At 57.9% G+C, this 23,463-nt stretch carries 17 protein-coding genes; 10 read left to right on the top strand and 7 right to left on the bottom strand.

All coding sequences use genetic code 11. The features are described from left to right. Positions 1-74: 74 nt before the first annotated feature. Positions 75-2,444, top strand: coding sequence for a phosphoenolpyruvate synthase (ppsA, locus tag MPQ_RS10605; RefSeq protein ID WP_013442941.1), 2,370 nt, complete (start codon positions 75-77; stop codon positions 2,442-2,444). A gap of 204 nt (positions 2,445-2,648) precedes the next feature. Beyond that, positions 2,649-3,470 carry a pyruvate, water dikinase regulatory protein gene (locus tag MPQ_RS10600; RefSeq protein WP_013442940.1) on the top strand — a complete coding sequence of 274 codons (822 nt, stop codon included), beginning with the start codon at positions 2,649-2,651 and terminating at the stop codon, positions 3,468-3,470. 101 nt (positions 3,471-3,571) lie between these two features. On the opposite strand, the gene MPQ_RS10595 is transcribed toward MPQ_RS10600, so the two are convergent. Next, the gene (locus tag MPQ_RS10595; RefSeq protein WP_041362337.1) at positions 3,572-4,300 is read right to left on the bottom strand and encodes a nitroreductase family protein; all 729 of its coding nucleotides are present in this window, start codon (positions 4,298-4,300) and stop codon (positions 3,572-3,574) included. An 81-nt stretch (positions 4,301-4,381) separates the two neighbouring features. Here MPQ_RS10595 and MPQ_RS10590 point away from each other — a divergent pair, with 81 nt between their 5' ends. After that, positions 4,382-5,002: a TetR/AcrR family transcriptional regulator gene (locus MPQ_RS10590; protein WP_013442938.1), complete on the top strand. Its 621-nt coding sequence runs from the start codon at positions 4,382-4,384 to the stop codon at positions 5,000-5,002. An 83-nt stretch (positions 5,003-5,085) separates the two neighbouring features. On the opposite strand, the gene MPQ_RS10585 is transcribed toward MPQ_RS10590, so the two are convergent. After that, a complete protein-coding gene (locus MPQ_RS10585; protein WP_013442937.1) occupies positions 5,086-5,910 on the bottom strand; it encodes a ferritin-like domain-containing protein in 825 nt (274 codons plus the stop codon). A gap of 78 nt (positions 5,911-5,988) precedes the next feature. Then, complete coding sequence (locus MPQ_RS10580; RefSeq protein ID WP_049821946.1) at positions 5,989-7,164, bottom strand: HPP family protein; 1,176 nt, start codon at positions 7,162-7,164, stop codon at positions 5,989-5,991. A gap of 174 nt (positions 7,165-7,338) precedes the next feature. Here MPQ_RS10580 and MPQ_RS10575 point away from each other — a divergent pair, with 174 nt between their 5' ends. After that, positions 7,339-8,571: a PQQ-dependent sugar dehydrogenase gene (locus tag MPQ_RS10575; protein ID WP_238525305.1), complete on the top strand. Its 1,233-nt coding sequence runs from the start codon at positions 7,339-7,341 to the stop codon at positions 8,569-8,571. Positions 8,572-8,607: 36 nt separating this feature from the next. Here the strand turns inward: MPQ_RS10575 and MPQ_RS10570 are convergent, their stop codons facing one another. Genes MPQ_RS10570 through MPQ_RS10560 form a run of 3 tightly spaced genes read right to left on the bottom strand, consistent with a single transcriptional unit; the run spans position 8,608 to position 12,944 of the window. After that, positions 8,608-11,073, bottom strand: coding sequence for an EAL domain-containing protein (locus MPQ_RS10570; protein WP_013442934.1), 2,466 nt, complete (start codon positions 11,071-11,073; stop codon positions 8,608-8,610). Positions 11,074-11,125: 52 nt separating this feature from the next. After that, the gene (locus MPQ_RS10565) at positions 11,126-11,572 is read right to left on the bottom strand and encodes a response regulator (protein ID WP_013442933.1); all 447 of its coding nucleotides are present in this window, start codon (positions 11,570-11,572) and stop codon (positions 11,126-11,128) included. After that, entirely contained in the window at positions 11,565-12,944 is a 1,380-nt protein-coding gene (locus MPQ_RS10560) for a CHASE3 domain-containing protein (RefSeq protein ID WP_041362334.1), read from the bottom strand. Before MPQ_RS10560 ends, MPQ_RS10565 begins: the two co-directional genes overlap by 8 nt. 327 nt (positions 12,945-13,271) lie before the next feature. On the opposite strand from MPQ_RS10560, the gene MPQ_RS10555 reads away from it, so the two are divergent. The 6 genes from MPQ_RS10555 to MPQ_RS10530 all read left to right on the top strand — a co-directional run bounded on the left by MPQ_RS10555 (position 13,272) and on the right by MPQ_RS10530 (position 20,818). Further along, positions 13,272-13,670: a hypothetical protein gene (locus MPQ_RS10555; protein WP_013442930.1), complete on the top strand. Its 399-nt coding sequence runs from the start codon at positions 13,272-13,274 to the stop codon at positions 13,668-13,670. A 116-nt stretch (positions 13,671-13,786) separates the two neighbouring features. Then, positions 13,787-15,016 carry a TolC family protein gene (locus MPQ_RS10550; protein ID WP_238525304.1) on the top strand — a complete coding sequence of 410 codons (1,230 nt, stop codon included), beginning with the start codon at positions 13,787-13,789 and terminating at the stop codon, positions 15,014-15,016. After that, a complete protein-coding gene (locus tag MPQ_RS10545; RefSeq protein ID WP_013442928.1) occupies positions 15,013-16,131 on the top strand; it encodes an efflux RND transporter periplasmic adaptor subunit in 1,119 nt (372 codons plus the stop codon). The genes MPQ_RS10550 and MPQ_RS10545 overlap by 4 nt, the downstream gene beginning before the upstream one ends. Beyond that, positions 16,131-19,196, top strand: coding sequence for an efflux RND transporter permease subunit (locus MPQ_RS10540; protein WP_013442927.1), 3,066 nt, complete (start codon positions 16,131-16,133; stop codon positions 19,194-19,196). The genes MPQ_RS10545 and MPQ_RS10540 overlap by 1 nt, the downstream gene beginning before the upstream one ends. A gap of 24 nt (positions 19,197-19,220) precedes the next feature. Then, positions 19,221-19,544, top strand: coding sequence for a DUF3240 family protein (locus tag MPQ_RS10535; protein WP_238525303.1), 324 nt, complete (start codon positions 19,221-19,223; stop codon positions 19,542-19,544). 59 nt (positions 19,545-19,603) lie between these two features. After that, positions 19,604-20,818 carry a malic enzyme-like NAD(P)-binding protein gene (locus tag MPQ_RS10530; RefSeq protein WP_013442925.1) on the top strand — a complete coding sequence of 405 codons (1,215 nt, stop codon included), beginning with the start codon at positions 19,604-19,606 and terminating at the stop codon, positions 20,816-20,818. 65 nt (positions 20,819-20,883) lie between these two features. Here the strand turns inward: MPQ_RS10530 and MPQ_RS10525 are convergent, their stop codons facing one another. Further along, positions 20,884-23,436, bottom strand: coding sequence for a methyl-accepting chemotaxis protein (locus MPQ_RS10525; RefSeq protein WP_013442924.1), 2,553 nt, complete (start codon positions 23,434-23,436; stop codon positions 20,884-20,886). Positions 23,437-23,463 lie beyond the last annotated feature (27 nt).

Genomic DNA, 23,463 nt, shown 5'->3' with positions numbered 1-23,463 from the left:
GCATTTGCTAACTCAACCTTGAAATTATGAAATTCATACGCGCCTTAAAAACGCTATGAACGCATGAGGAAAATATGTCGGAATACGTCATTGCTTTTGAAAAGTTGCGAAATACGGATGTGCCTGAAGTTGGGGGCAAGAATGCTTCGCTGGGGGAAATGATCAGCCAGCTGACTTCAAAAGGGGTTCGCGTGCCTACTGGTTTCGCGACTACGGCTCATGCCTATCGCGAGTTTCTGGCGCAAGATGGTCTGGCAGATCGCATCAATGCCGAGCTCGACAAGCTGGATGTGGAAGATGTGACCGCACTGGCAGCCTGTGGCAGCAAGATCCGCGAATGGATCATGCAGGCCTCTTTCCCGAAAGCCTTGAACGACGCCATTGCCGAGCATTACGCCACATTGACCGCTTCCTCCGGTGAGAATGTCACTTTCGCTGTGCGTTCTTCGGCTACCGCGGAAGACTTGCCTGACGCCTCCTTTGCCGGTCAGCAAGAAACTTTCCTCAATATTCAGGGCCTGGACAATATCCTCCACGCCATCAAGGAAGTATTCGCTTCCCTGTATAACGACCGTGCGATCTCCTATCGCGTACACAAGGGCTTCCTGCACGCTGATGTGGCCTTGTCCGCAGGTATCCAGCGCATGGTGCGCAGTGACATTGGCGCCGCTGGCGTGATGTTCACCATTGATACCGAATCCGGCTTCAAGGATGTCGCCTTCATTACCGCTTCTTACGGCCTGGGTGAAACCGTGGTGCAAGGTGCGGTGAATCCTGACGAATTCTATGTACACAAGCCATTGCTGGCCCAGGGGCGTCCCGCCATCGTGCGTCGCACGCTGGGTTCCAAGGCCATCAAGATGGTGTTTGGCGATGTGCAGCAGGCTGGCAAAAGCACGGTAACCAAGGATGTAGACCCTGCCCTCAGCATCAAGTACTGCCTGACCGACGAAGACGTGCTGGAACTGGCACGCTATGCCGTGATCATTGAGCAACACTACGGTCGCCCGATGGATATCGAATGGGGCAAGGACGGCGTGGATGGCAAGATGTACATCCTGCAGGCCCGCCCTGAAACCGTGAAGTCGCAAACCGGCAATGTGATCGAGACCTTCCAGATCAAGCATGGCAGCACACCAATCGTGACTGGCCGTGCCGTGACGCAAAAAGTGGGTGTAGGCCCTGTGCGTATCGTGCGCGACCCGGCTGAAATGAACAGCGTGCAGCCCGGCGACGTGCTGGTGGCTGACATGACAGACCCGAACTGGGAGCCGGTGATGAAGCGTGCTTCTGCCCTGGTGACCAACCGTGGTGGCCGTACCTGCCACGCCGCGATCATCGCGCGCGAACTGGGTATCCCCGCGATTGTAGGTTCCGTGGATGCAACCGATGTGCTGAAAGATGGCGACATCGTGACCGTCTCCTGTGCAGAAGGCGAAACCGGTTATGTATATGCCGGCGCGCTGGACTATGAGGTTTCCAGCCAGGAAGCCGCTGCACTGGGCAAGGCTCCGGTCAAGATCATGATGAACGTGGGCAACCCTGACATGGCGTTCAGCTTTGCGCAGACACCTAATGACGGTGTTGGCCTTGCCCGTCTTGAGTTCGTGATCAACAACATGATCGGCATTCACCCCAAGGCCATTCTGAATATCGACACCCTGCCAGCCGACATGAAGGCAGAAGTACAGCGCCGTGCCAATGGCTATGCCAGCCCACGCGACTTCTACATTGAGAAGGTCGTGGAAGGTGTGGCTACCATCGCCTCTGCGTTCTACCCCAAGCCTGTGATCGTGCGTTTGTCGGACTTCAAGTCCAACGAATACAAGAAGCTGGTCGGTGGTGATATCTACGAGCCCGATGAAGAAAACCCGATGATCGGTTTCCGTGGCGCGTCGCGTTACATCGATGGCGATTTCCGCAAGTCGTTCGATCTGGAATGTATCGCCATGCGCAAGGTGCGCGAGGAAATCGGCCTGACCAACGTCGAGCTGATGGTGCCATTCGTGCGTACGCTGGATGAAGCCCGTGCCGTGATCGAAATCCTGGAAAGCCATGGCCTCAAGCGTGGTGTGAATGGCTTGCGCCTCATCATGATGTGCGAAATCCCATCCAACGCCTTGCTGGCCGAGCAGTTCCTGGAGTTGTTTGATGGCTTCTCCATCGGCTCCAACGACCTGACCCAGCTCACCCTGGGCATGGACCGCGATTCCGGCTTCTTCTCTGCCGGTTTCGACGAGCGTAACGATGCCGTCAAGGTACTGTTGAAGATGGCAATTTCCACCGCCAACCGCCTCAACAAGTATGTCGGTATCTGCGGCCAAGGCCCATCGGACCATCCAGACTTCGCTGAATGGCTGGTCAAGGAAGGCATCCAGTCGGTATCGCTCAACCCCGATACCGTCGTGACCACCTGGCAGCGACTGGCCGCCGCCAACAAATAGTAATTAGTGTTATAGTCCAAGGGCTGCCGTAAGGCAGCCCTTTTCGTTGATACACCGCGCTGCCGAGAGGCAGCCCTTTTTACTGATACATCGCGCTGTCTCGGGCAGCCTTTTTGTTGATATTCCGTGCTGCCGCGGCAGCCCTTTACTGTTGGCTAGCGCTATACTGGCCTTTTACTTGACCATCTACAGAGCGCCCTGATCATGACCCATGACCGTTCCGTTTTTTTTGTTTCGGACAACACCGGTATTACGGCTGAATCCATAGGCCATTTGCTGGCGCACTTTCCTACCGTCAAACTGCGTCAGCTCCGCTTCCCCTTCATTGATACGCTGGACAAGCTTCAGGTCGCCATTGACCGCATCAAGGAAGCCAGTGTGGAAGACGGCGTGCGCCCGATTGTCGTCATGACGCTGGTGAAGCCGGAGTTTCGCGCCAAGCTGAAACAAGTGGACGCCATGTTCCTCGACTTGTTTGGTACCTTTATTGATCCGCTAGCGAGCGAGCTGGGGCTGGAGCCTTCGCAAGGCGTCGGTATTACCCACGGTGCTGCGAGCCAGGGCTATAACAACCGTATTGATGCCATCAATTTCTCGCTGGGCCATGACGACGGCATGACCAACTCCGGTCTGGAAGAAGCCGAAGTGATACTGGTCGGCGTTTCACGCTGTGGCAAAACGCCTACCAGCCTGTATCTCGCCATGCAGTTTGGCATCAAGGCCGCCAACTACCCGCTGATTCCGGAAGACTTTGACCGCATGCGCCTGCCAGCCGTGCTGGAAAACTATCCGGAAAAACTCTACGGCCTCAGCATCAGCCCTGAGCGTTTGCACTCCGTGCGTAGCGAGCGCCGCCCCAACAGCTTCTACGCCTCGCTGGACAACTGCCGGGATGAAGTTGCCAAGGCCGAAGACCTGATGAAGCGTGCCGGCGTTACCTGGATCGACTCCACACATCGCTCGATTGAAGAGCTGGCCACGGTGATTCTGCAGAAGATCCGCGTGCCGATTCGTCAGTACGGTTAAAAGCCTGGCATGCCATGCATGCCACGGTTGCAGAAAATATAAAAACCCAGGCTTCTGTGCTTGGGTTTTTGCATTAAGGCTCGTGCTAGAACCTTCCACATTTAATGCGTGATCAAGGTTTCATTGAATTGACGTCGCCATTGCATTTCAATGCGCGCATCTTCTGCCCGATAGCCCAAGGCAATCACAATCGGAATAACGCTGCCTTTGGGCAGATTTAATTTCTGGGCGATCTTGACGGCAGAAAACCCTTCCATGGGGCAAGAGTCGATCCCTTTTGCAGCTGCCGCCAGCAGGATGGTTTGTGCCGCAAAAATCGCATTTCTGGCTGCCCAGTGCCGACTGCCCATGTTCCCTATCGGTAACAAAGCCAGACAAGGACGAAGTAACGTGGCTGCATACACCATTGGTGTCCACCATGCAGAAGCGCCTATGCCCAAAATCGTATTGAACATCTTCATTTGTTTTCGGTAATACGCTTTTGATTTTGCGCTGAATTTACTCGATAGCTCCACATGACTGAGTTGTTTGCTGGCGGTGTCCCTGGCGATGGCGGCACTGGCGGAAATGACGATAATGTCTGCTGCGGTAGCTGCCGCTTGCTGCTGATTGCAAGCCAATGCGATTTCGGCTTTCAGCGCGGGACTACGAACCCAATGCAATTGATAAGGCTGCAAATTTCCACTCGAAGGAGCGAGCGCCGCCTCAGCTAGCAATTCCTGAACATCTTGTTCGGGAATCGATAATGCGCTGAATTTTCGAATGGCTCTTCGCTGCCGGTTGATGAACTGGAAGGCTGACCAATTGGTTGGGGTAGCGGTTGTTGTCACAATCGTGTCTCTGTGTTTGAATGAATGAAAATAGTAAGTTATTGCTTTAATTATTCATACTCACATTCTTTGAGGACTGCCATGGTCAAATCCCAACGCATTACAAAGCCCAGAAAGCAGCCGCTGCAAGCGCGCTCCCGTGCGACAGTGGATGCCATCATGCAAGCTTCAACTTACATTTTGAATGAATCTGGTTGGGGTGGATTGAATACCAATGCCATTGCCGCGCGAGCGGGGGTGAATATTGCTTCGCTCTATCAGTTTTTTCCTAACAAGCAGGCAGTGATCGCCGAGTTGCAGCGTCGTCATGCCGCCTCCATGCATGAGGATGTGCGCAATACCATGTCGCTCATGAGCCAGCAGTCTACGCTCAGGGCAGCATTAGAAATCGTGGTAGACATGGTGGTAAAGGAGCACCGCAAGGCTCCTGATGTGCATAAGGCGATAGCAGAAGAGTTGCCCTTATCCCAATGCGACCCGGACAATGGCAATAATGAAATGCTGAAAAACATGATTAATGCCTTGCAGCCGTTTATGAAAAACGTGCCTGATCCCGAGCTGGCTACGTATATGGTGGGCATCAGTATTCAGGCGATTGTGCATCAGGTTACGAATGAACAACCGGCATTGCTGGATAAGGCAGATTTTGTCACCGAACTGGTGACCTTGGCGGAAAGGTTTTTAGTCAGGCAGGGGAAATAGCCCGGATATTTCAGGTGGCTAGCAATAGAGGTTACTCATTGCTGAATGCTGTATGAAGGCGGGTTAGCCTGAAGCCATCCCGCTTATTCAGCAGCTTGCCCCACCAGAGATTCCAGCTCGGCATCGCTAAAGCCTGCGGCGCGTCGGGCTTCCATATTGAAAGGACCGCGCAGCGTGGGGGCGCTGTAACGGGCGGCTAATTCGGCATAGGTTGCCAGAGGCTCGAGATTGCCGTGTTCGCATAACCAGCCGAACCAGCGGTTGCCAATGGCGACATGGCCAATTTCATCGCGCAGGATAATATCCAGAATGGCGGCGGCGGCCATATCGCCAGCCTGGGCGAGTTTGGCGCGCAGGGGCGGTGAGGCATCCAGGCCGCGGGCTTCCATGGTGCGCGGGACCAGCGCGATGCGTGCCAGGATGTCGTGTTCGGTGCGGGTGGCCATTTCCCACAGGCTGTTGTGGGCGGGGAAATCGCCATAACCGTAGCCCAGTGTCACCAGGTGCTGTTGTAACAGGCTGAAGTGCAGGGCTTCCTCCTGCGCCACCTGCAGCCAGTCGGCATAAAAGGCATCCGGCATGCCGGGAAAACGCCAGATCGCATCCAGTGCCAGGTTGATGGCATTGAATTCAATATGGGCCAGCGCGTGAATCAGCGCGGCGCGGCCTTCCACGGTGCGCATATTGCGGCGCTTGACGGCCAGCGGCGACACCAGCTCGGGTTGCTGTGGGCGGCCGGGAATCGACAGCCCGGATGCGGGCGTAGCTGTCCTCAGGTCTACCGTGCCATCCAGCAAAACCTCCCCGCATTGATATGCCCTATGCAAGTCGGTGACGCCTGCGACTTTGCGGCTGGGGTCGGGTTCGGCCAGCCAGGCGAGGGCGGCTTGTCGGAGTTCAGTAGGCATGGCGATCAGGCTTGATGGGAGAGGGCAGTGTAAACCATCCCTCAGCCGCTGGGAAACCATGCAGGTCTGCAGCTTGCATCATCCGCTCGCCATGCTGTTGAGGCGGCCGCGATAGAGCCCGGCGATCAGGTCGGACTGGCTGATCATGCCCGCCAGGCGGCGTTCCTGATCCACCACGGGGATATGGTGCAGATTATGTTCGGATACCAGCGGGATCAGCTCCACAATGTGCATATCGGTGCTGGCGGTGATCACGCGATTGGTCATGATCTGGCCCACCACTTCCGGTTTGTCGGTATGCGTAAAGGGAATGCGTTGCACCACCTGTTTCAGCTTGCTGGCAATGCCCTGATAGCCAGCCAGGTCCGCCTGCCGCATGAAGTCGCCCTGGGTAATAATCCCGCTCACGCGTCGTGCCTTGTCGAGCACCGGCAAGGCTTTCAGGTGATGGCGCAGCAGCAGCTGCCAGGCTTCTTCCAGCGTGGTGCCAAACTCAACGGTGATCAGCGAGCGCGACATGATGTCCTGGCAGCGTATTTCGCCAAAGCGGCGCCGGTATGCGTGCATTTCGGTCTGCAGGAATAACGATTCCAGATCATCGCGGCTGATATCCAGCACCTGGTTGTAATCCTTGAGCACGGCATCCATGTCGGCGTGCGTAAAGCCCATGCGTGCCAGTGGAGGAATATCCTGGGTTTCATGCAGCGAACGTTCCGGCTCCAGCTGCTGGGCATGCGGGTAAGGGCGCCGGGTGGCATTGTTGTAGATCAGCGCGACAACCAGCAACAGCAATGAATTCAAGCCCACCGGCATCAGCACATAGCCCCAGCCCAGCTGGTGGATGGCCGGGCCGCCGATGACCGCCGTCAAGGCAACGGCGCCGCCGGGAGGATGCAAACAGCGCATGGCAAACATCAGCCCTATCGCCAGAAAAATCGCCGCCGCGGCTGCCAGCAATGGCGAGGATATCCAGCTGGCACAGAGAACACCGGCGATGGCCGAAAGCATATTGCCACCCATGATGGACCACGGTTGCGCCAGCGGGCTGGCGGGGGCGGCATAAAGCAAGACGGCCGATGCGCCTATAGGCGCCATGAGGAAGGGCAGGCTGGCATTATCTACCAGCAAGGCGCTGACGCTGGCGGTGATCAATATCCCTAGCAGGGCGCCGCCGCAGGCCCGCAAGCGCTCGCTGTGGCTGACAATATTGGTTTGCGGGCGAAAGCGCCGCATGAACTGCATCAAGGCATTCATGAAATCAGGCAAGGCCAAAAGCGGAAGCCGTATTTTAACCGTAGCGGCACTAGAATGGTGCATGACACCGGTAAAATCCGGCCATTGAGGAAACTAAGCCGGCAGCAGGTGGTCGGTAATAACAACAATAAATAAAGCCACAGGCAGCGCTGGCTGCGCATGGCGATTGAAAGCATGCATATCAACCGAAAAAAAATTATTAAAGTTCTGCTCTTTACCCTGATGGTGGTCGGCCTCTTCATGCTGGGCGCCAATCAATACCGCATGAAGTGGTGGCCATTTGAAGATGGCTTTGAAAGCCTCAGCATTGATGAAATCCTGCCGGACCAGAATGCCAAAATAGGCTCGGTGTTCGGCACCGAAAACCTCCGCGTGTACAACCTGCCAATTGACGACGAGTTTCCCTCCGGGCCATTCGAGATCCTGGGCAACAAGCGCTTTCTGTTTATCAGCAAATGTGGCGAGGCCTACTTTACCGCGCTGGATGACAATGATATCGAGCGCACGCAATCGCCGCAGCGCCTGAGCAAATCCGATGACGACGACGATGACGCCAAGCCGCTGGTGTATTGCCAGGGCTCATCCGGCGTGAAGGACAGCCTGCGGGTGAATAATTCTCTCTATGTCAGCTACATCGTCTGGGACGACATGCAGAATGGCGCGCGCCTCGCGGTGTCGGAATTTACCCTCGATATCGTCAATAGCCGCCTGGTTTACAAGCGCGACATCTTTACCAGTAATCCCGCCATCAAAGAGCCTTTTCTGGGCATGCAGGCAGGCGGCAAGCTGGCACTGGGGGAGAGCGACGAGATCGTCTATCTGGCGATTGGCGATTTCGGCAAACCGCAAGGCGTGCAGGATACTTCTACCTCGCTCGGCAAGCTGATGAAGATCAATACCAAGTCCGGCACGGTTAGCCTGTATGCCTCCGGCCTGCGCTCGCCTTCCGGCGGCTTGTATTTTGACCATGAAGCCGGTGATTTATGGGAAACCGAACACGGCCCGCGCGGTGGCGATGAAATCAACCTGATACGCGAAGGCTCCAATTATGGCTGGCCGCTGGTGAGCTACGGCACCATGTATGAGCGCGATGGCAATGGCGATTATTACGGCAACAGCTATAACGGCCACGAAGGCTACGAAAAGCCCATCTTTACCTTTGTGCCCTCTATTGGTGTGGGCTCCATCGCGCGCTATCCCAAGTCTGGCCGCAATGCCTACTGGGAAAACAGCTTTTTTGTCGCAGGCATGGCGACCACCACGCTCTATCACATGAAAAAGGAAGGGCACCGCCTGGTGTATGCCGAACCGGTGTTGAGTGGGTATCGCATACGCGTGGTGAAGATTGATGCCGATGGCCGCTTTTACCTCAAGACGGACCACAACCAGTTACTGATGTCGGAATAAGCCGTCGCGTCCACACGGGCGCAGCGGCGGTCAGGATCACGACGCTGGCAACAAGCGGCCGCCGTCGCGCAACAGGGCTTCCATGTCCTCAAATGGCCGCGGGCGACTCAGCAGATATCCTTGCACCTCGTCGCATCCATTCTCCAGCAAAAAGGCATATTGATCTGCGGATTCCACGCCTTCGGCAATCACCTGTATCTCCAGGCTATGGGCCAGGGCGATGATGGAGCGCGCAATAATGGCATCGTTATACGTGGTGGTGATGTCATTGATGAAGGATTTGTCTATCTTCAGCCGATTGATGGGCAGGCGCTTAAGGTAAGACAGGCTGGAATAGCCCGTGCCAAAATCATCCAATGACAATTGCACCCCGAGGTCGCTGATCCGGTTCAAGGTGATGATGGATTCCTCGATGTTGTGCATCAGCATGCTCTCGGTAATCTCCAGCTCCAGGCATTGCGGGTCCAGGCCGGAATGCTGCAGCGTTTTTTCTATGCAGTGCACCAGATCCTTTTGTTCCAGCTGTCGCACGGAGAGATTCACCGCCACCCGGATAGGCGGGTAGCCTGCCAGCTGCAATTGGCGATTCTGATGCGCGGCGGTTTCCATGACCCAGATGCCGATCGGCACAATCAGACCATCATCCTCTGATAGCGGAATGAATTGCAGCGGCGGGATCATGCCCAGCTTGGGGTGCTGCCAGCGTATCAGGGCTTCCATGCCGATGATCTGGCTATTGCGCATGCAGACCTGCGGCTGGTAATGCAGAACCAGTTGCTGGTTTTCCAGAGCGTGCCACAAATCGTTTTCCAGTGATAGCCGGTGGCCCAGCTCGGCATTCATTTCCTTGGCATAAAAGCGGAAATTATTGCTGCCGCTGGCTTTGGCCTGATACATGGCGCTATCGGCATTCGATAGCAGCGTATCGGCATTGCGGCCGTCATGCGGGAAGTTGGCCAGCCCGATACTGCAGGTGACGGTGAGCTGCCTGCCGGTAATGATGAACGGGTTGATGATGGTGTTGCGTATGCGTTGCACCACGGTATGAATGCTTTCATCCAGCGACTGGCTGGTGAGCAGCAGGACAAATTCATCGCCACCCAGCCGCGCCACGGTATCGCCATCGCGCAGGCAGGATTGCAGGCGCTGGCCCAGGAGGCGTATCAACTCATCGCCCGCGCTGTGGCCCATGCTGTCGTTCACGCGCTTGAAGTTATCGATGTCGATAAACGCCACGCTAAACGTCCAGTTATGGCGCCGTGCTTCGCTGATGGCCTGCTGCATGCGTTCCTTCAGCAGGTTGCGGTTGGCCAGCCCGGTCAGCGTATCGTAATTCGCCTGTCGTTCCAGCGCTTCCTGATATTGCCGGATCTCGGTGATATCTTTTTGCACACCGACAAAATAGCGTGGCTCGCCGCCATGGGGGTCAGGCACGGGCGCCACATACAGCTCGTTCCAGAACAGGCTGCCATCCTTGCGGTAATTGCGCAGGATGGCATAACCGGGACAACGCTCGCGTATCGCCGTACGTATCTTTTCCAGCTCGGGTTGTTCGCGGTCATGCCCCTGCAAAAAGCGGCAATTGCGGCCGACGGCTTCCTGCGAGGAATAGCCTGTCACCAGCTCAAACGCGCGGTTCACATAGATCAGCGGCATGGCCGGTTGCGTCACATCCACGATCAGGATGGGCGTGGCACTGGCTTCAATCGCATGGTTACGCAGCAGTAGCGCTTCTTCCGCCTTGCGCTGCTCGGTAATGTCGATGCCGATGCCACCGATGTGATTGAAATTGCCATCCATGTCTTGCACGGGGAAAGTGGTGAGCAGCCACAGCTTGACATCATCTGCCAGCGGAAACTGGCGGACATGCTGTATGGCTTCACCCTGGGCTAGCGTCTGTTGTTCGGCCGCGCGCATTTCCTGCGCAAGCTGGGGCGGAAACAGCATGGTGTCGTGCTTGCCTATGATCTCCTCATGCGGCAATTGCAGGGCATCGACCGTGCTGGCATTGGCAAAAATATACTGACCCTGCTGGTCCTTGATGAACGCAATCGCCGGCAGGTTTTGCATGAACACGCGGAACAGGCGGTTGCTGTTTTCAAGCTCGCGCTCCATGCGCTTATGCAGGATTTTTTCTTCTGCGCGCTCCAGCGCCGAGGTCACCGCACTGGGTAATCGGCTCAGATTGTTCTTGATGATGTAATCGGCGGCGCCATTTTTCAGGGAATGGATGGCGGTTTCTTCACCTATGGTGCCGGAAACAAAAATGAAGGGGATTTCCGGCGCCAGTTCTCGCGCAATGTGCAGCGCTGACATGCCGTCAAACTGCGGCAGGGAATAGTCGGAAAGAATGAGTTGGGGGTGGTAATCCTGAATCTGGTCGCGAAAATCCTGCTCGGTTTCTACCCGCATGAATTCGCACGTCATCCCGGCGCGCTTCAGCTCGCGCAGCGAGAGCTCGGCATCAGTCGGACTATCCTCCACCATCAGGATACGCAACATTTGGTTCCCCCTCTTGCCCGGACTCTGTGGCCCAGGCATGTTTTTCAGGCACCTACTGGTATTGCGGAATCTTGTTCAATATTGCCCAGTAGCAGCCCACTTTGGACACTTCCTCTACAAACTGGTCAAACTCCACCGGTTTGACCAGATAACTGTTCACGCCCAGCTCATAGCTTTTGACGATATCGCGTTCCTCAGCGCTGGACGTCAGCATTACCACCGGGATCATGCGTGTTTGTTCGGATTTCTTGATCTGCTGCAATACTTCGATGCCGTCTACCCTGGGCATTTTCAGGTCCAGCAGTATCAGCTTGGGTGAGTGCTTGACGCGATGTTCAAATGCACCTTGCCGGAATACATAATCCAGTGCTTCCTGCCCGTCTTTCAGCCACAGTATTTCATTGGTCAGGCCGATTTTCTTGAGGGCGCGTCGGGTCATTTCGGCGTCGGTCTCGCTATCTTCGACCAGCAGGATCTGTACTTGTTGCAAATCATCCATGATGAGGTTCCTTCCAGGGTAAGCTGAATCCAAACACACTACCTTCGCCTAAGGTACTTTTGCCCCAGACCTGACCGCCGTGCCGCACGATAATGCGCTGCACTATGGCAAGCCCCACACCGGTTCCGGGAAATTCATCGGCGTTATGCAAACGCTGAAAGACGCCAAACAATTTGTTGTAATACCGCATGTCAAAGCCAACGCCGTTATCTTCGATTTCGTAAGTCACCATGTCGCGGTTGTGGCTGGAGCGCACAATCACCCTGGGTTCCGGCTTGGTTTTGCTGTATTTCACCGCATTGGAAAGCAGGTTGATGAGCACCTGCCGGATCAAGGCCCGGTCTGCATGCACCGTCAGTAGCTGCTGCAATTCCAGCTGGGTGTTGTGCGCCATCTGATCCGCCGTCACCTCCTGCCAAACCTCGTTGATCAGTGGCGACATATTGATTGGTTCTGCTTCAATCTGCTTGCGGCCCGAGCGGGCAAATTGCAGCAGGTCGTCAATCAGTTGACCCATTTTCCGGCTATTGGTGCGCACCACCGACAGCAGGCGCAGGCCTTCCGCATCCAACTTGTCGCTATAGTCCTCTTCAAACATGCGTGAGTAACCGTCAATCGCGCGCAAGGGCGCCCGCAAGTCATGCGAGACGGAGTAACTGAAACTCTCCAGCTCGCGGTTGGTGATTTCCAGCTGCGAAGCGGTGGTCTCGGCTTTGCGTTGTGCCTGTGCCCGGCTCTTGATTTCCTTGATCAATAGCCAGAAGCTCAAGAGCAGCATGCTGGCCGCCAGCATGTTGCCTACCAGTATCCATTCGCGGGTGGAGTTGGCCTCGTCTTCCAGGGCTTTGAGCCGCTGCCGGAGCAGGGTCTGCTCGGTGTTGAGGATGCTCATGGCCTGAATCCGGATGTCCTGCATGATCTCTTTGCCTTTATCCAGCATGCCAAGAAAGATCGGGTCGGTTGCCAGGCGTGCACCTTCGCGCTGGGTATGAATAATGGTGTGGATGGAGTTGATCTTGTCCTGCACACGAGCATTGAATGCTGCTACCTGGCGTTGCTGCACTGGGTTGTCGTCGGTCAGCATCTGCAGTTTTTGCATGTCTGCGGGCAGTTTCTGGGCGGCTTGTTCATACAGCCGGAAAAAATGCATGTCATTGGTCAGCAGGTAGCCGCGTTCGCTGGATTCGGCTTCCTTGATGTCCGCCGTGACCTTATCCAGCTGTATGAGCACGGTGTAGGTATGATCTACCCAGCGTGAGCTGATCACAAAATGTTCGGTGCGGGTATAGGACAGATAGGCGATACCCGCCAGCAGGATCATGGCGGCGACCATGCCGATCAGGGTGAGCAACTGCTTGATTACCGGATTCATGTCAAAACAATCTCCCTGCAATGAGGTAACGCTGTTTTTAATGCGGTAAAGCCAATTGTAAAGATTTGTTACAAGCGCCATAGTAGCCAACTTGCGGCCTGCGTGCTACCCATAAAAATAATGGCAGCAAATAGCCTGGCTACTTCAAGCATCATGCCAGAGGTACAGGCAGACCGGGGCCTCTTGCAAAACCTGCGGTATTACAGGCAGTATCGGCTGCCATCCCGCATACTTTTGGGTATGTCATTATTTTTTAATAAAAAAATAAACGGCCTTGTGACGCAGACTTCATTTGCCAGTGCCCCCTGAATTTGGTAGATTTGCCGCATGTTGCGCCGTCCATTCAAATCCATGTCTGTTGTCATCGTGCTCTGGCTTGCCCTGTTGCAAGTCTTTGCGCCGTTCATTCATGGGCATCTGGAATTGAATGCAGAAGATCAGGGCCATGGCCTGCACATGCATGCGGTGGATATTGATGTGCCGGAAATGCATAGCGCGGCTGACCATGTCAGCATGGGCCATGCTGCCTTGCATACCGTGACCGTGGAGCATGGCCTCAAGAATGATCAGGATCTCCTGATTCAGGCGCCGATGATGGCGCTGGTGTTCCTCTTGCTGCTGGCATTGCCTGCCATTCAGCGTCTTTTCCCCCCTGTGTCTGGCAAGCATGCCGGTCGATCACAGGTTTATTCGCCTTATCTTTCCCGAGCGCCCCCTGTCGCCTGAGTTATTGCTTTGAACGCAGCGACTGCTGCGCCAGATGATAGCTTCAGGAGAATGACATGTACCAGAAACGCCTGTTTGGGCGTGCTTTCCTATGCATTTTCTGCATGGGAAGCAGCTTGGTTGCCCCTATTGTGCAGGCCGCGCCTTTGGCCGCGGATGCCGGGCATACCGAAATCCAGCATACCGATATTGTCGACCCCGATGCGGCCTTGAGCCTGCATGACGTGGTTGAAAAAGCGTATGCCCGTAACCCCACCCAGCCGATATTGGCCGCCCGCATGGCCGAAGTGCGCGCGCGCCGCACCGTGGCAACATCGTTTCTGCCACAGGCACCTGCCGTTGGCATGAGTGCGCAGAACGACGCCGTTGGCAGTGGCCGCGGTGAGCGCGACTGGCAGGCAGAGCTTGAGTTGCCCGTGTGGCTGCAGGGCCAGCGCAATGCCCGCAAAAATGTGGCCGATGCCGCCGATGAAGACCTGGCGGCCAGCCGCGACAGCCTGAAGTTGCAGGTGGCAGGCTATGTGCGCGAGGCCATCTGGGATATCCGCATGAATGCCAATGCCCTGGAACTGGCCGACCTACGCTTGAACACCGCCATGGCGCTGGAGCACGATGTGCAGCGGCGCTTTGAGGCGGGTGAGCTCGCCAAGACCGACCTCATGCTGGCGCAGAACGAGCGCATCATTGCCGAAACCGGGCGCCTGCGCGCCGAGGCCGAGCTCATGCATGCGCGGCATCGTTACATCATACTCACCGGCTTGCACACCATGCCGCAGCAGCTGGATGAAGCGCAGTCTGCGCAGGAAGATTACAGCGAACAGCATCCCTACTACCGCGAAGCCATGTCACGGCTGGGCCTCACCCAGCAGGCGCGCGAGCTGGCCCGGCTGGAGCGGCGCGAAAATCCGCAAGTCATCCTCAACGCGCGCAGCCAGCGCGGCCCGTTTGAAAATGCCTTTAACGACAGCATAGGCCTCAAGCTGCGCATCCCTCTCGATAGCCCGGTGCGCGCGGCCCCCATTGAAGCGGCCGCCGAGATGGAAGTTGGCCGCGCCCAGAGTGCCCGCGACAGCCTGATCTATCAACTCGAAACCGCCATGCACGAGGCCGAGCACAACCTCACGGTGAGCCGCGCCGAGCTGGAGATGGTCACGCGGCAGCAGGCGCTGGCACAGGAAAACCTGCGTCTTGCCAACAAGGCATTCCAGCTCGGCGAGACCGATCTGGTCGGCCTGATGCGCATACAGGCGCTGGCCTACGAGGCCGAGCGCGCCCTCACTACCCGGCGCATACAGTTGCAATGGGACATTGCCCGATATAACCAGGCGGTTGGAGTATTACCATGAAGAACACTATCAAGAACACCATGAAACAGACCATGTGGATATGCACCCTGATGCTGGGCTTGTTGCCCGGTCAGCTGGTGCAAGCGGCGGATATCGCCTTTACCGAAACACAACAGAATACCCTGGGCATCCGCGTGGCCGCTCTGGGGCGCAATACCCCCGTCAGCAGCCATCGCCTGCCTGCCGAAATCATGATCCCCATCGGGCAGGAGCGCATGGTCTCCGCCCCGCAGTCCGGCCTGGTGGATACCCTGTATGTGGCCGCAGGCGAGGATGTCAAAGCCGGGCAACCGCTGGCGCATATCAGCAGCCCCGAGCTGATCGCCCTGCAGCGCGATTACCTGCAGGCGCTCACGCAATATCGCCTCGCGCAAAACAACCTCAAGCGCGATCAGGAGCTATATCAGGATGGCATCATCGCCAAGCGGCGTTTCCAGACCACGCAAAGCGGGCAGGAAGAACTGAGCGCGCTGCTTAACCAGCGCAAGCAGGCCTTGCAGCTGGCAGGCATGGGCGCGGGCGGTATTGCCCAGCTGGAAAAGTCCGGCCGCATGACGAGTGGCATTACGCTCACCGCCCCGGCCGCCGGGCAGGTGCTGGAGCAACTTGCGGCCGTTGGCCAGCGCGTGGATCTGTCGGCGCCTATATACCGTATCGGCCGCCTGCATCCGCTCTGGCTGGAAATCAGCGCGCCTTTGGAAGTGCTGCCCTATGTCAGCGTCGGCATGCCGGTGAGCGTGCCCAAGTACGGCGCCAGCGGCAAGCTGATCCACATCGTGCGCAGCGTGAACAAGAACGACCAGACGGTGCATTTGCGCGCCACCATTACCACCGGTACTGAGAAGCTGGCGCCCGGCCAGTTTGTGGAGGCAGAAATCGGCGGGCTGGGTACCAGCACACATTTCAGCGTGCCGCGTCCGGCCATTGCCCGCCATGATGGCAAAACCTATGTGTTCGTAAAAACTGCGCAGGGCTTCCGCGCCATGCCGGTGGAAGTGGTGTCCGAGCAGTTTGAAGAAGTCGTCATCAATGGCGACTTCACCGGCAAGGAGCAAGTCGCCGTCAGCGGTCAGGCCGCCATCAAGGGGCGCTGGCTGGGACTGGGAGCTGAGTGATGCTGGCAGCCCTGATCCGCTTATCCCTGACCCAGCGCGTATTGATGCTGGTGCTTACCGCCATGCTCTCCTTTGCTGGGGTGCAGGCGTTTCAACAACTGCCGATTGATGCCTTTCCGGATGTCTCATCCACCCAGGTGAAGATCATCATGAAGGCGCCGGGCATGACGCCCGAAGAGGTGGAAGCCCGCATCACCGCGCCAATCGAAGTGGAAATGCTGGGCCTGCCCAGGCAGACCATGCTGCGCTCGGTGGCGAAGTACGCGCTCACCGATATCACCATCGACTTTGCCGAGGGCACTGATATTTACTGGGCGCGCCAGCAGGTCAATGAGCGGCTGAGCGCCGTGCTGCCCAATTTGCCGCCGGATGTGTCGGGTGGCGTGGCGCCCATGACTACGCCCTTGGGCGAGATGTTCATGTTCACGGTGGAAGCGCCCCATCTCAGCCTGGCCGAGCGCCGCAGTCTGCTCGACTGGGTGATACGGCCCCAGTTGCGCACGGTGCAGGGCGTGGCGGATGTGAATTCGCTGGGCGGCCTGGTGCGCAGTTTCGAGATCATTCCCGATAACTCGCGCATGTATGCGCGCGGCGTGACGCTCGATGCGCTGCAAAATGCCCTGATCGAAAACAACAACAACGACGGTGCTGGCCGCCTGAATGATGGCGAGGAATCGCTGCTGGTGCGTGCCGAAGGCCGCCTCAAGACGCTGGAAGATGTGCAGAACACCGTGATCCGCACTGAAGATGGCATTCCGGTGCGGGTGGCCGATGTCGCCGCCATCCAGCTGGGCGCATTGACCCGCTATGGCGCGGTGACCAGCAATGCTAAGGAGGAAGTGGTCGAAGGCCTGGTGCTGGGCTTGCGCGGCGCCAATGCGCGGCAGGTGGTGAGCGGCATCAAGGCCAAGCTGGCCGAGATGCAGCCGACCTTGCCCAAGGGCGTCAGCATTCATGTGTTTTATGACCGCAGCAGCCTGGTGGATAGAGCCGTGTACACCGTGTCCAAGGCGCTGGTGGAAGCCATTGTGCTGGTGCTGGTATTGCTTCTGCTGTTCCTCGGCAATCTGCGGGCAGCGCTTACTGTGGCGCTGATCCTGCCGCTGGCGGCATTGTCCACGTTTTTGCTCATGCAGGAGTTTGGCCTCTCGGCCAACCTCATGAGTCTGGGCGGGCTATCTATCGCCATCGGCATGCTGGTGGATGCCGCCGTGGTGGTGGTGGAAAACATCGCCTCGCATCTGGCCGATAACAAGCGTGGCGCTGGCTTGCCGCGTTTGCATCTGATCTACCGTGCGGTGCGCGAAGTGAGCGTGCCGGTGGCGGCGGGCGTGCTCATCATCATCACGGTATTCCTGCCCTTGCTGACGCTGGAAGGGCTCGAAGGCAAGTTGTTTCGCCCGGTGGCGATGACTATTGTGTTTGCGCTTTCCGCCTCGCTGCTGCTGTCGCTGACGGTGATTCCGGTGCTGGCGTCTTTTCTGCTGCGCAAGATGCCCCACGAAGAGCCCTGGGTAGTGCGCAAGGCGCTGGCGCTGTATGAACCGGCGCTGAGGTGGGCGCTTGCTCACGGCCGAGCCCTTGTCATTGCTGCGTTTGTTGCCTTGGGGCTGACAGTGGTGGTGTATCTGCAGATAGGCAAGATTTTCATGCCGACGCTGGATGAAGGCGACATTATTGTCGGCGTGGAAAAGCTGCCCTCGATCAATTTGCAGCAGAGCCTCACCACCGACATGAACGTGCAGCGCGCCATTTTGCAGAACGTGCCGGAGGTGAAGGAAATCTATTCGCGTACCGGCGCCGATGAGTTGGGGCTGGACCCCATGGGCTTGAACCAGACCGATAACTTCCTCATCCTCAAGCCGCAATCTGAATGGCGCCAGCCGGATAAGGCCGCCCTGATCAACGACCTGCGCAAGGTCATGGAAGAGCTGCCCGGCCTGGCTTACAGCTTCACCCAGCCGATTGATATGCGCGTGAATGAAATGATCCTGGGCGTGCGCGGCGATCTCGCCATCAAGATTTTTGGCAATGATCTGGATGTGCTGGACCAGAAAGCACAGCAGCTGGTGCATATCCTGCAGGGCATCCCCGGCAGTCAGGATGTATACACCCCGCAAAACAGCGGCGTGCAATACATGCGCATTGCCATTGATCGTCTTGCGGCAGGGCGGCTCGGCTTCAACATGACCGAGATCGAATCCATCCTGCGGGCGCAGCTCGAAGGCAAGGTGCTCTCCGTGGTGCAGGAAGGCCAGCGCCGCACGCCCTTGCTGGTGCGCGGTGGCGAGAGCCTGCGCCAGTCCGCCGCGGACTTTGGCAACCTGATGCTGACACTGCCCAATGGCCGCAACATTCCGCTATCTGCCGTGGCCAAGCTGGAACGGATAGAAGGCCCGGTGAAGATAGACCGCCAGCGCGGCGCCCGCATGGTGATCGTCACCAGCAATGTGCGTGGCCGCGATCTGGTGGGCTTTGTGGAAGAAGCGAAAGCCCGCGTGCAAAAAGAGGTGCAGCTGCCCGAAGGCTACTCCATGAGCTGGGGCGGCCAGTTTGAAAACCAGCAGCGGGCGGCGGCGCGTCTGGCGATTGTGGTGCCTGCGGCCATTGCCATGATCTTCCTCATCCTGTTTGCCACCTTCCACTCGGTGCGGCAGGCCACGCTCATTCTGTGCAATATCCCGTTTGCCATGATAGGCGGCGTGTTTGCCTTGTGGCTGTCGGGCGAGTACCTGTCGGTACCTGCTTCGGTGGGTTTCATTGCATTGCTGGGCATTGCCGTGCTTAATGGGGTAGTGATGATGTCGTATTTCAACCAGTTGCACGCGCAGGGGCTGCCCATGCTGGAAGTGGTGACCGAAGGCGCCAAGCGTCGCTTGCGACCAGTGCTGATGACGGCCTGCATTGCCGCCTTTGGCCTGCTGCCCTTGCTGTTTGCCACCGGCCCCGGCTCGGAGATTCAACGCCCGCTGGCGATTGTGGTGATCGGCGGCTTGTTTACCTCCACGGTGCTCACGCTCATTCTTCTGCCCATGCTTTACCAGCGCTTTGCGCATGCCAAATAAGGAAAAACAACAATGCAAGAGTCGATGACAACCATGGCTGTGCTGCAAGTAAGCGTACAGCCCGAGCACGAAGAGCAGATGGTGGATTACCTGATCCAGACCCTGCCCGGCGTGCGCTTCAGCAGCCAGATGATCAGCCTGCATGGTCAGCCCGAAGGTGGGCTTTCCCTGCGCGAGCAAGTGCTGGGCACCACGCGGCGCTGCCTCTTTAGCGTGCAGGCCGAGGCTGCCGATCTGCAAGCGCTGGCCGCCGGGCTGGGGCAGGGCGCGGTGTCTTTCCCCGTGGAATACCGCGTGTTGCCGCTGTTGCTGGCCGGGCAATACACGCCTGCTACGCAGCGCGATTAAGCTGGCAGGGTTGATGCTTACAGGCTAAGGTGTCTTATCAATGCCGTGGAGAAAAGCATATGCCGGATATGAAACAGCGCGCCCTGGATTACCACGCATTACCCACGCCGGGCAAACTCTCGGTGGAGTCGAGCAAGCCCTGCGCCACCGCCGCTGATCTGGCGCTGGCCTATACGCCCGGCGTCGCCGAGCCGGTCAAGGCCATCTATCAGGATCCCGCCGCCGCGTACCGCTATACCAATAAAGGCAATCTGGTGGCGGTGATTACCGATGGCACCGCCGTGCTCGGCCTGGGCAATGTCGGTGCACTCGCGGGCAAGCCGGTGATGGAGGGCAAGGCGGTGCTGTTCAAGCGCTTTGCCAATATTGATGTGTTTGATATTGAAGTCACCGCACCCAGCATCGAAAGCTTTATCGAGACTGTGGTGAACATTGCCCCCACCTTTGGCGGCATCAATCTGGAAGATATCGCCGCCCCGCATTGCTTTCGCATAGAGCGCGAGCTGCGGGCCCGGCTCGATATCCCTGTGTTTCATGATGACCAGCACGGCACGGCGGCGATTATTGCCGGGGCGCTGCTGAATGCACTGGAGCTGCAAGGCAAAACGCTACCCACCGCCCGCATCGTGTTTCTCGGCGCGGGCGCTGCAGGCATGGCAACCGCCCGGCTGCTCAAGGCTATGGGCGCGCAGGATATTGTGCTGGTGGATATTGCCGGGGTGCTGCACTCCGGTCGTGACGACATCAGCGACTATGGCCGCGATCTGTTGCGCGAGACTTCAGCCCGCACGCTGGCCGATGTAATGCCGGGCGCCGATGTGTTTATCGGTGTATCCGCCGCCAATGCACTGCCGCCAGACCTGCTCAAGCTCATGGCGCCCAGGCCCGTGGTATTTGCCCTGGCAAACCCGGACCCGGAAATACTGCCCGCCACTGCGATGGCCGTACGTGACGATCTGATCATGGCGACCGGCCGTTCTGATTTCCCCAACCAGGTGAATAACGCGCTGTGTTTCCCCTATCTGTTTCGCGGCGCGCTGGATGCCAAGGCACGCCAGATCACCACCGGCATGCAGGTAGCCGCCGCCCATGCGCTGGCAGCACTGGCGCGTGAAGAAGTGCCGCAGGCGGTGCTTGATGCCTATGCCATTAGCGAGCTGCACTTTGGCCGCGATTACATTATCCCCAAGCCGTTTGACCCGCGACTGCTGGAGAAAGTAGCAGGTGCCGTGGCCGAGGCCGCCCGCGCCGATATGGCAGCGGCGGTTGCGTAAGCCCGCTGATATTTGAACGGAAGCTGGATGTGATGGGGCGCAGGGCGTCTCGCCCCCGCTGAAGCCTAACTATTCACCAGCTTGAGCGGTGCCCGCAACATGGGCAACTCTGGCCTGCGTGCGCTGAGGCGGAAAGCGCTTACCGTGGCAAACAGCTGATCCGATTGCTGCAACAGCGATTCCGCCGCGGCCGCCGCTTGCTCCACCAACGCCGCATTCTGCTGCGTCACGCCATCCATCTGGTTCACCGCCATGCGCGCCTGCTGTATGCCCAGGCTCTGCTCGTGCGATGAGGCGGCAATATCATCCATATATTCACTGGCGCGCTGCACGGCGGTCATCACATCCTGCATGGTGCTGCCTGCCTGCGCGACTAGCGCGCTGCCCTGGTTGGCCTTGCTCACCGAGTCTTCTATCAGCTGGCGTATCTCCGTCGCAGCAGAGGCCGAGCGCTGCGCCAGCGAGCGCACTTCGCCCGCCACCACGGCAAAGCCACGGCCTTGCTCGCCTGCGCGTGCGGCTTCCACGGCGGCATTCAGCGCCAGAATATTGGTCTGGAAAGCGATGCCATTGATCACGCCGATGATGTCCTCAATCTTCTGCGCGCTCTGGTTGATCGCCGTCATGGTCGCCACCACATCGTTCACTACAATATCGCCTTGCTTGGCCACGCTGGCGGCGGTTTTCACCAGGCCATTGGCCTCCTGCGCCCGCGCGGCGTTCTGCCGCACGGTGTCGGCCAGCTCGTCCATGTTGGATGCCGTCTCTTCCAAGGCAGAAGCTTGCGACTCGGTGCGGGCGGATAAATCGGCATTGCCCTGTGCGATCTCCTGCGCGGCTACATGAATAGTCTCGGCGGAGGTTTTCACCTGCAACATGGGCTGCACCAGTATCTCCAGCGTGTTGTTCACGCCCTCGATAATGCGGCGGAAATCGCCCTGATGGCGGCTGGCATCGGCCCGCGTCATGATATTGCCCGCCTTGGCCGCCGCTGCCAGCATCTGCGCATCTTCATTCAGCGCCTGCAGCTTGTGGCGTATGGTGTCCATGGTGTGGTTGATGTACGCCTGCTGGCCGGGGAAGTTTTCCAGCGGCGCATCAAAATCGCCCTCGCTGAACTGCGCCATGCAGGCCAAGGTTTTGCGGTTGATGGTGATGTGGTTTTCCAGCGTGCGGTTCATGCTCTGCATGATCAGGGCATAGTCGCCCTCAAACGCCTCCGGGTTCAGCATCTGGTCGATCTCGCCACGCGCGTGCGCCGCGGCCAGCTGCGAGAGCGAGTCGATCACCGCCTTCAGATGGGCACGCACGCCCTCAATATTGTCGTTAATCGAGGCCAGCTGCCCGGGAAAGCGCTCCAGCGGCGTATCAAAATTGCCACGGCTAAAGGCCTGTATGCAGGCCAGCACCTTGTGGTTGATGGTGAGATGCTGCGCCACCATGGCATTCACGCCCTCGGCCACGCGCTGAAAATCGCCCTGGTAATTCGCCGCCGGAATCCGGCTATCCATCAGCCCGGCATCGTGGTCTTGCGCCATGCGCTGCATGTCTGCCATCAGCTGGCGAATATTGTGCCGCAGCTTTTCAATGCCGGTGTTGATCATCGCCTGCTTGCCGGGGAAGGCCGGCAACCGCGCATCAAAATCCCCCTCGGCAAAGGCATGCACGCAGGCCATGGATTGCTGCATGAGCTGCACATAATTCAGCAGCATGCGGTTCAACCCCTCTGCCAGCGCCTGGTATTCGCCGGTGTAAGGCGTGGTATCAATGCGCGCATCCATATCGCCAGCCTCGTGGCGGTCAGAGAGATCGCGCATATCGTGTATCAGCCGCTGCAGCGTGTACGACATATCGCGCATCGAAGCCATCAGGCTCTGCTTGTCATGCGCGGCAATGGTAATCGGCGCCGACAAATCGCCATCGGCAATGCGCCGCGCCATCTCCGCCGCGGCATGCGGCTCGCCGCCCAGCTCGCGCTCCACCGAGCGTATCACCCAGTAGCCAATCAGGCTCAGCACAATCAGCAAACCCAGCGTGACTATGCCGCCTATCAGCATGGTGCGCGCAAACGCCGCCTGCGTGGCCGCCACCGCCTGCTGCGCCAGCTGGCTCTTGTAGCTGAAGAGGGCCTTCAGCGCCGCATCCACGCGGTCGGCGTATTCCATGTTATCCATGTACGATTCGCGCGCCTCAAAAAACGAGTTATCACGCGAAAACTGCAACGACTCATCAATGCGCGGCAGATAACGCTGCATCGCCTGCTCGGCGTTTTTCAGCAGTGTCGCATCCTGCGGGTCCGCAATCAGGCGGTGGTAATTCGCCAGCCCCGCCTTGAGCTCGGTGATGGATTGCTGAATTTCCTTATCCAGCGTGGCTTTTTTGGCCGTGTCGTTATTCAGAATAAACGCCGAAATCTGCAAACGCAGATCGCCAAACAAAGCCTTCTCGCGCCCCAGGCTTTCCAGGCTAGGCACCGCATTCAGGTTCACCACACTAGCCCCCGCCTGCAACTTGCTCAGGTAGGCATACGCCCAGCCCGCAAAGCCCGCCAGGCCGAGATAAGCCGCAAAAAGCAAGATCAGCATGCGTTTGTTCACGGTGAGTTTGGGGATATTCATGATGGCGCTCCTAAGTCCCCGCGAGGG

Source organism: Methylovorus sp. MP688, from assembly GCF_000183115.1.
Classification (GTDB): domain Bacteria; phylum Pseudomonadota; class Gammaproteobacteria; order Burkholderiales; family Methylophilaceae; genus Methylovorus; species Methylovorus glucosotrophus.
Note: the sequence above shows the minus strand (reverse complement) of the source record. Positions and strands in the feature narration are given on the sequence as shown.

Coding starts and splice junctions, on each gene's coding strand:
- ppsA (WP_013442941.1), top strand. CDS start 75: ATGTCGGAATACGTCATTGCTTTTGAAAAGTTGCGAAATACGGATGTG.
- MPQ_RS10600 (WP_013442940.1), top strand. CDS start 2,649: ATGACCCATGACCGTTCCGTTTTTTTTGTTTCGGACAACACCGGTATT.
- MPQ_RS10590 (WP_013442938.1), top strand. CDS start 4,382: ATGGTCAAATCCCAACGCATTACAAAGCCCAGAAAGCAGCCGCTGCAA.
- MPQ_RS10585 (WP_013442937.1), bottom strand. CDS start 5,910: ATGCCTACTGAACTCCGACAAGCCGCCCTCGCCTGGCTGGCCGAACCC.
- MPQ_RS10580 (WP_049821946.1), bottom strand. CDS start 7,164: ATGAATGCCTTGATGCAGTTCATGCGGCGCTTTCGCCCGCAAACCAAT.
- MPQ_RS10575 (WP_238525305.1), top strand. CDS start 7,339: ATGCATATCAACCGAAAAAAAATTATTAAAGTTCTGCTCTTTACCCTG.
- MPQ_RS10570 (WP_013442934.1), bottom strand. CDS start 11,073: ATGTTGCGTATCCTGATGGTGGAGGATAGTCCGACTGATGCCGAGCTC.
- MPQ_RS10565 (WP_013442933.1), bottom strand. CDS start 11,572: ATGGATGATTTGCAACAAGTACAGATCCTGCTGGTCGAAGATAGCGAG.
- MPQ_RS10560 (WP_041362334.1), bottom strand. CDS start 12,944: ATGAATCCGGTAATCAAGCAGTTGCTCACCCTGATCGGCATGGTCGCC.
- MPQ_RS10555 (WP_013442930.1), top strand. CDS start 13,272: ATGTTGCGCCGTCCATTCAAATCCATGTCTGTTGTCATCGTGCTCTGG.
- MPQ_RS10545 (WP_013442928.1), top strand. CDS start 15,013: ATGAAGAACACTATCAAGAACACCATGAAACAGACCATGTGGATATGC.
- MPQ_RS10540 (WP_013442927.1), top strand. CDS start 16,131: ATGCTGGCAGCCCTGATCCGCTTATCCCTGACCCAGCGCGTATTGATG.
- MPQ_RS10535 (WP_238525303.1), top strand. CDS start 19,221: ATGACAACCATGGCTGTGCTGCAAGTAAGCGTACAGCCCGAGCACGAA.
- MPQ_RS10530 (WP_013442925.1), top strand. CDS start 19,604: ATGCCGGATATGAAACAGCGCGCCCTGGATTACCACGCATTACCCACG.
- MPQ_RS10525 (WP_013442924.1), bottom strand. CDS start 23,436: ATGAATATCCCCAAACTCACCGTGAACAAACGCATGCTGATCTTGCTT.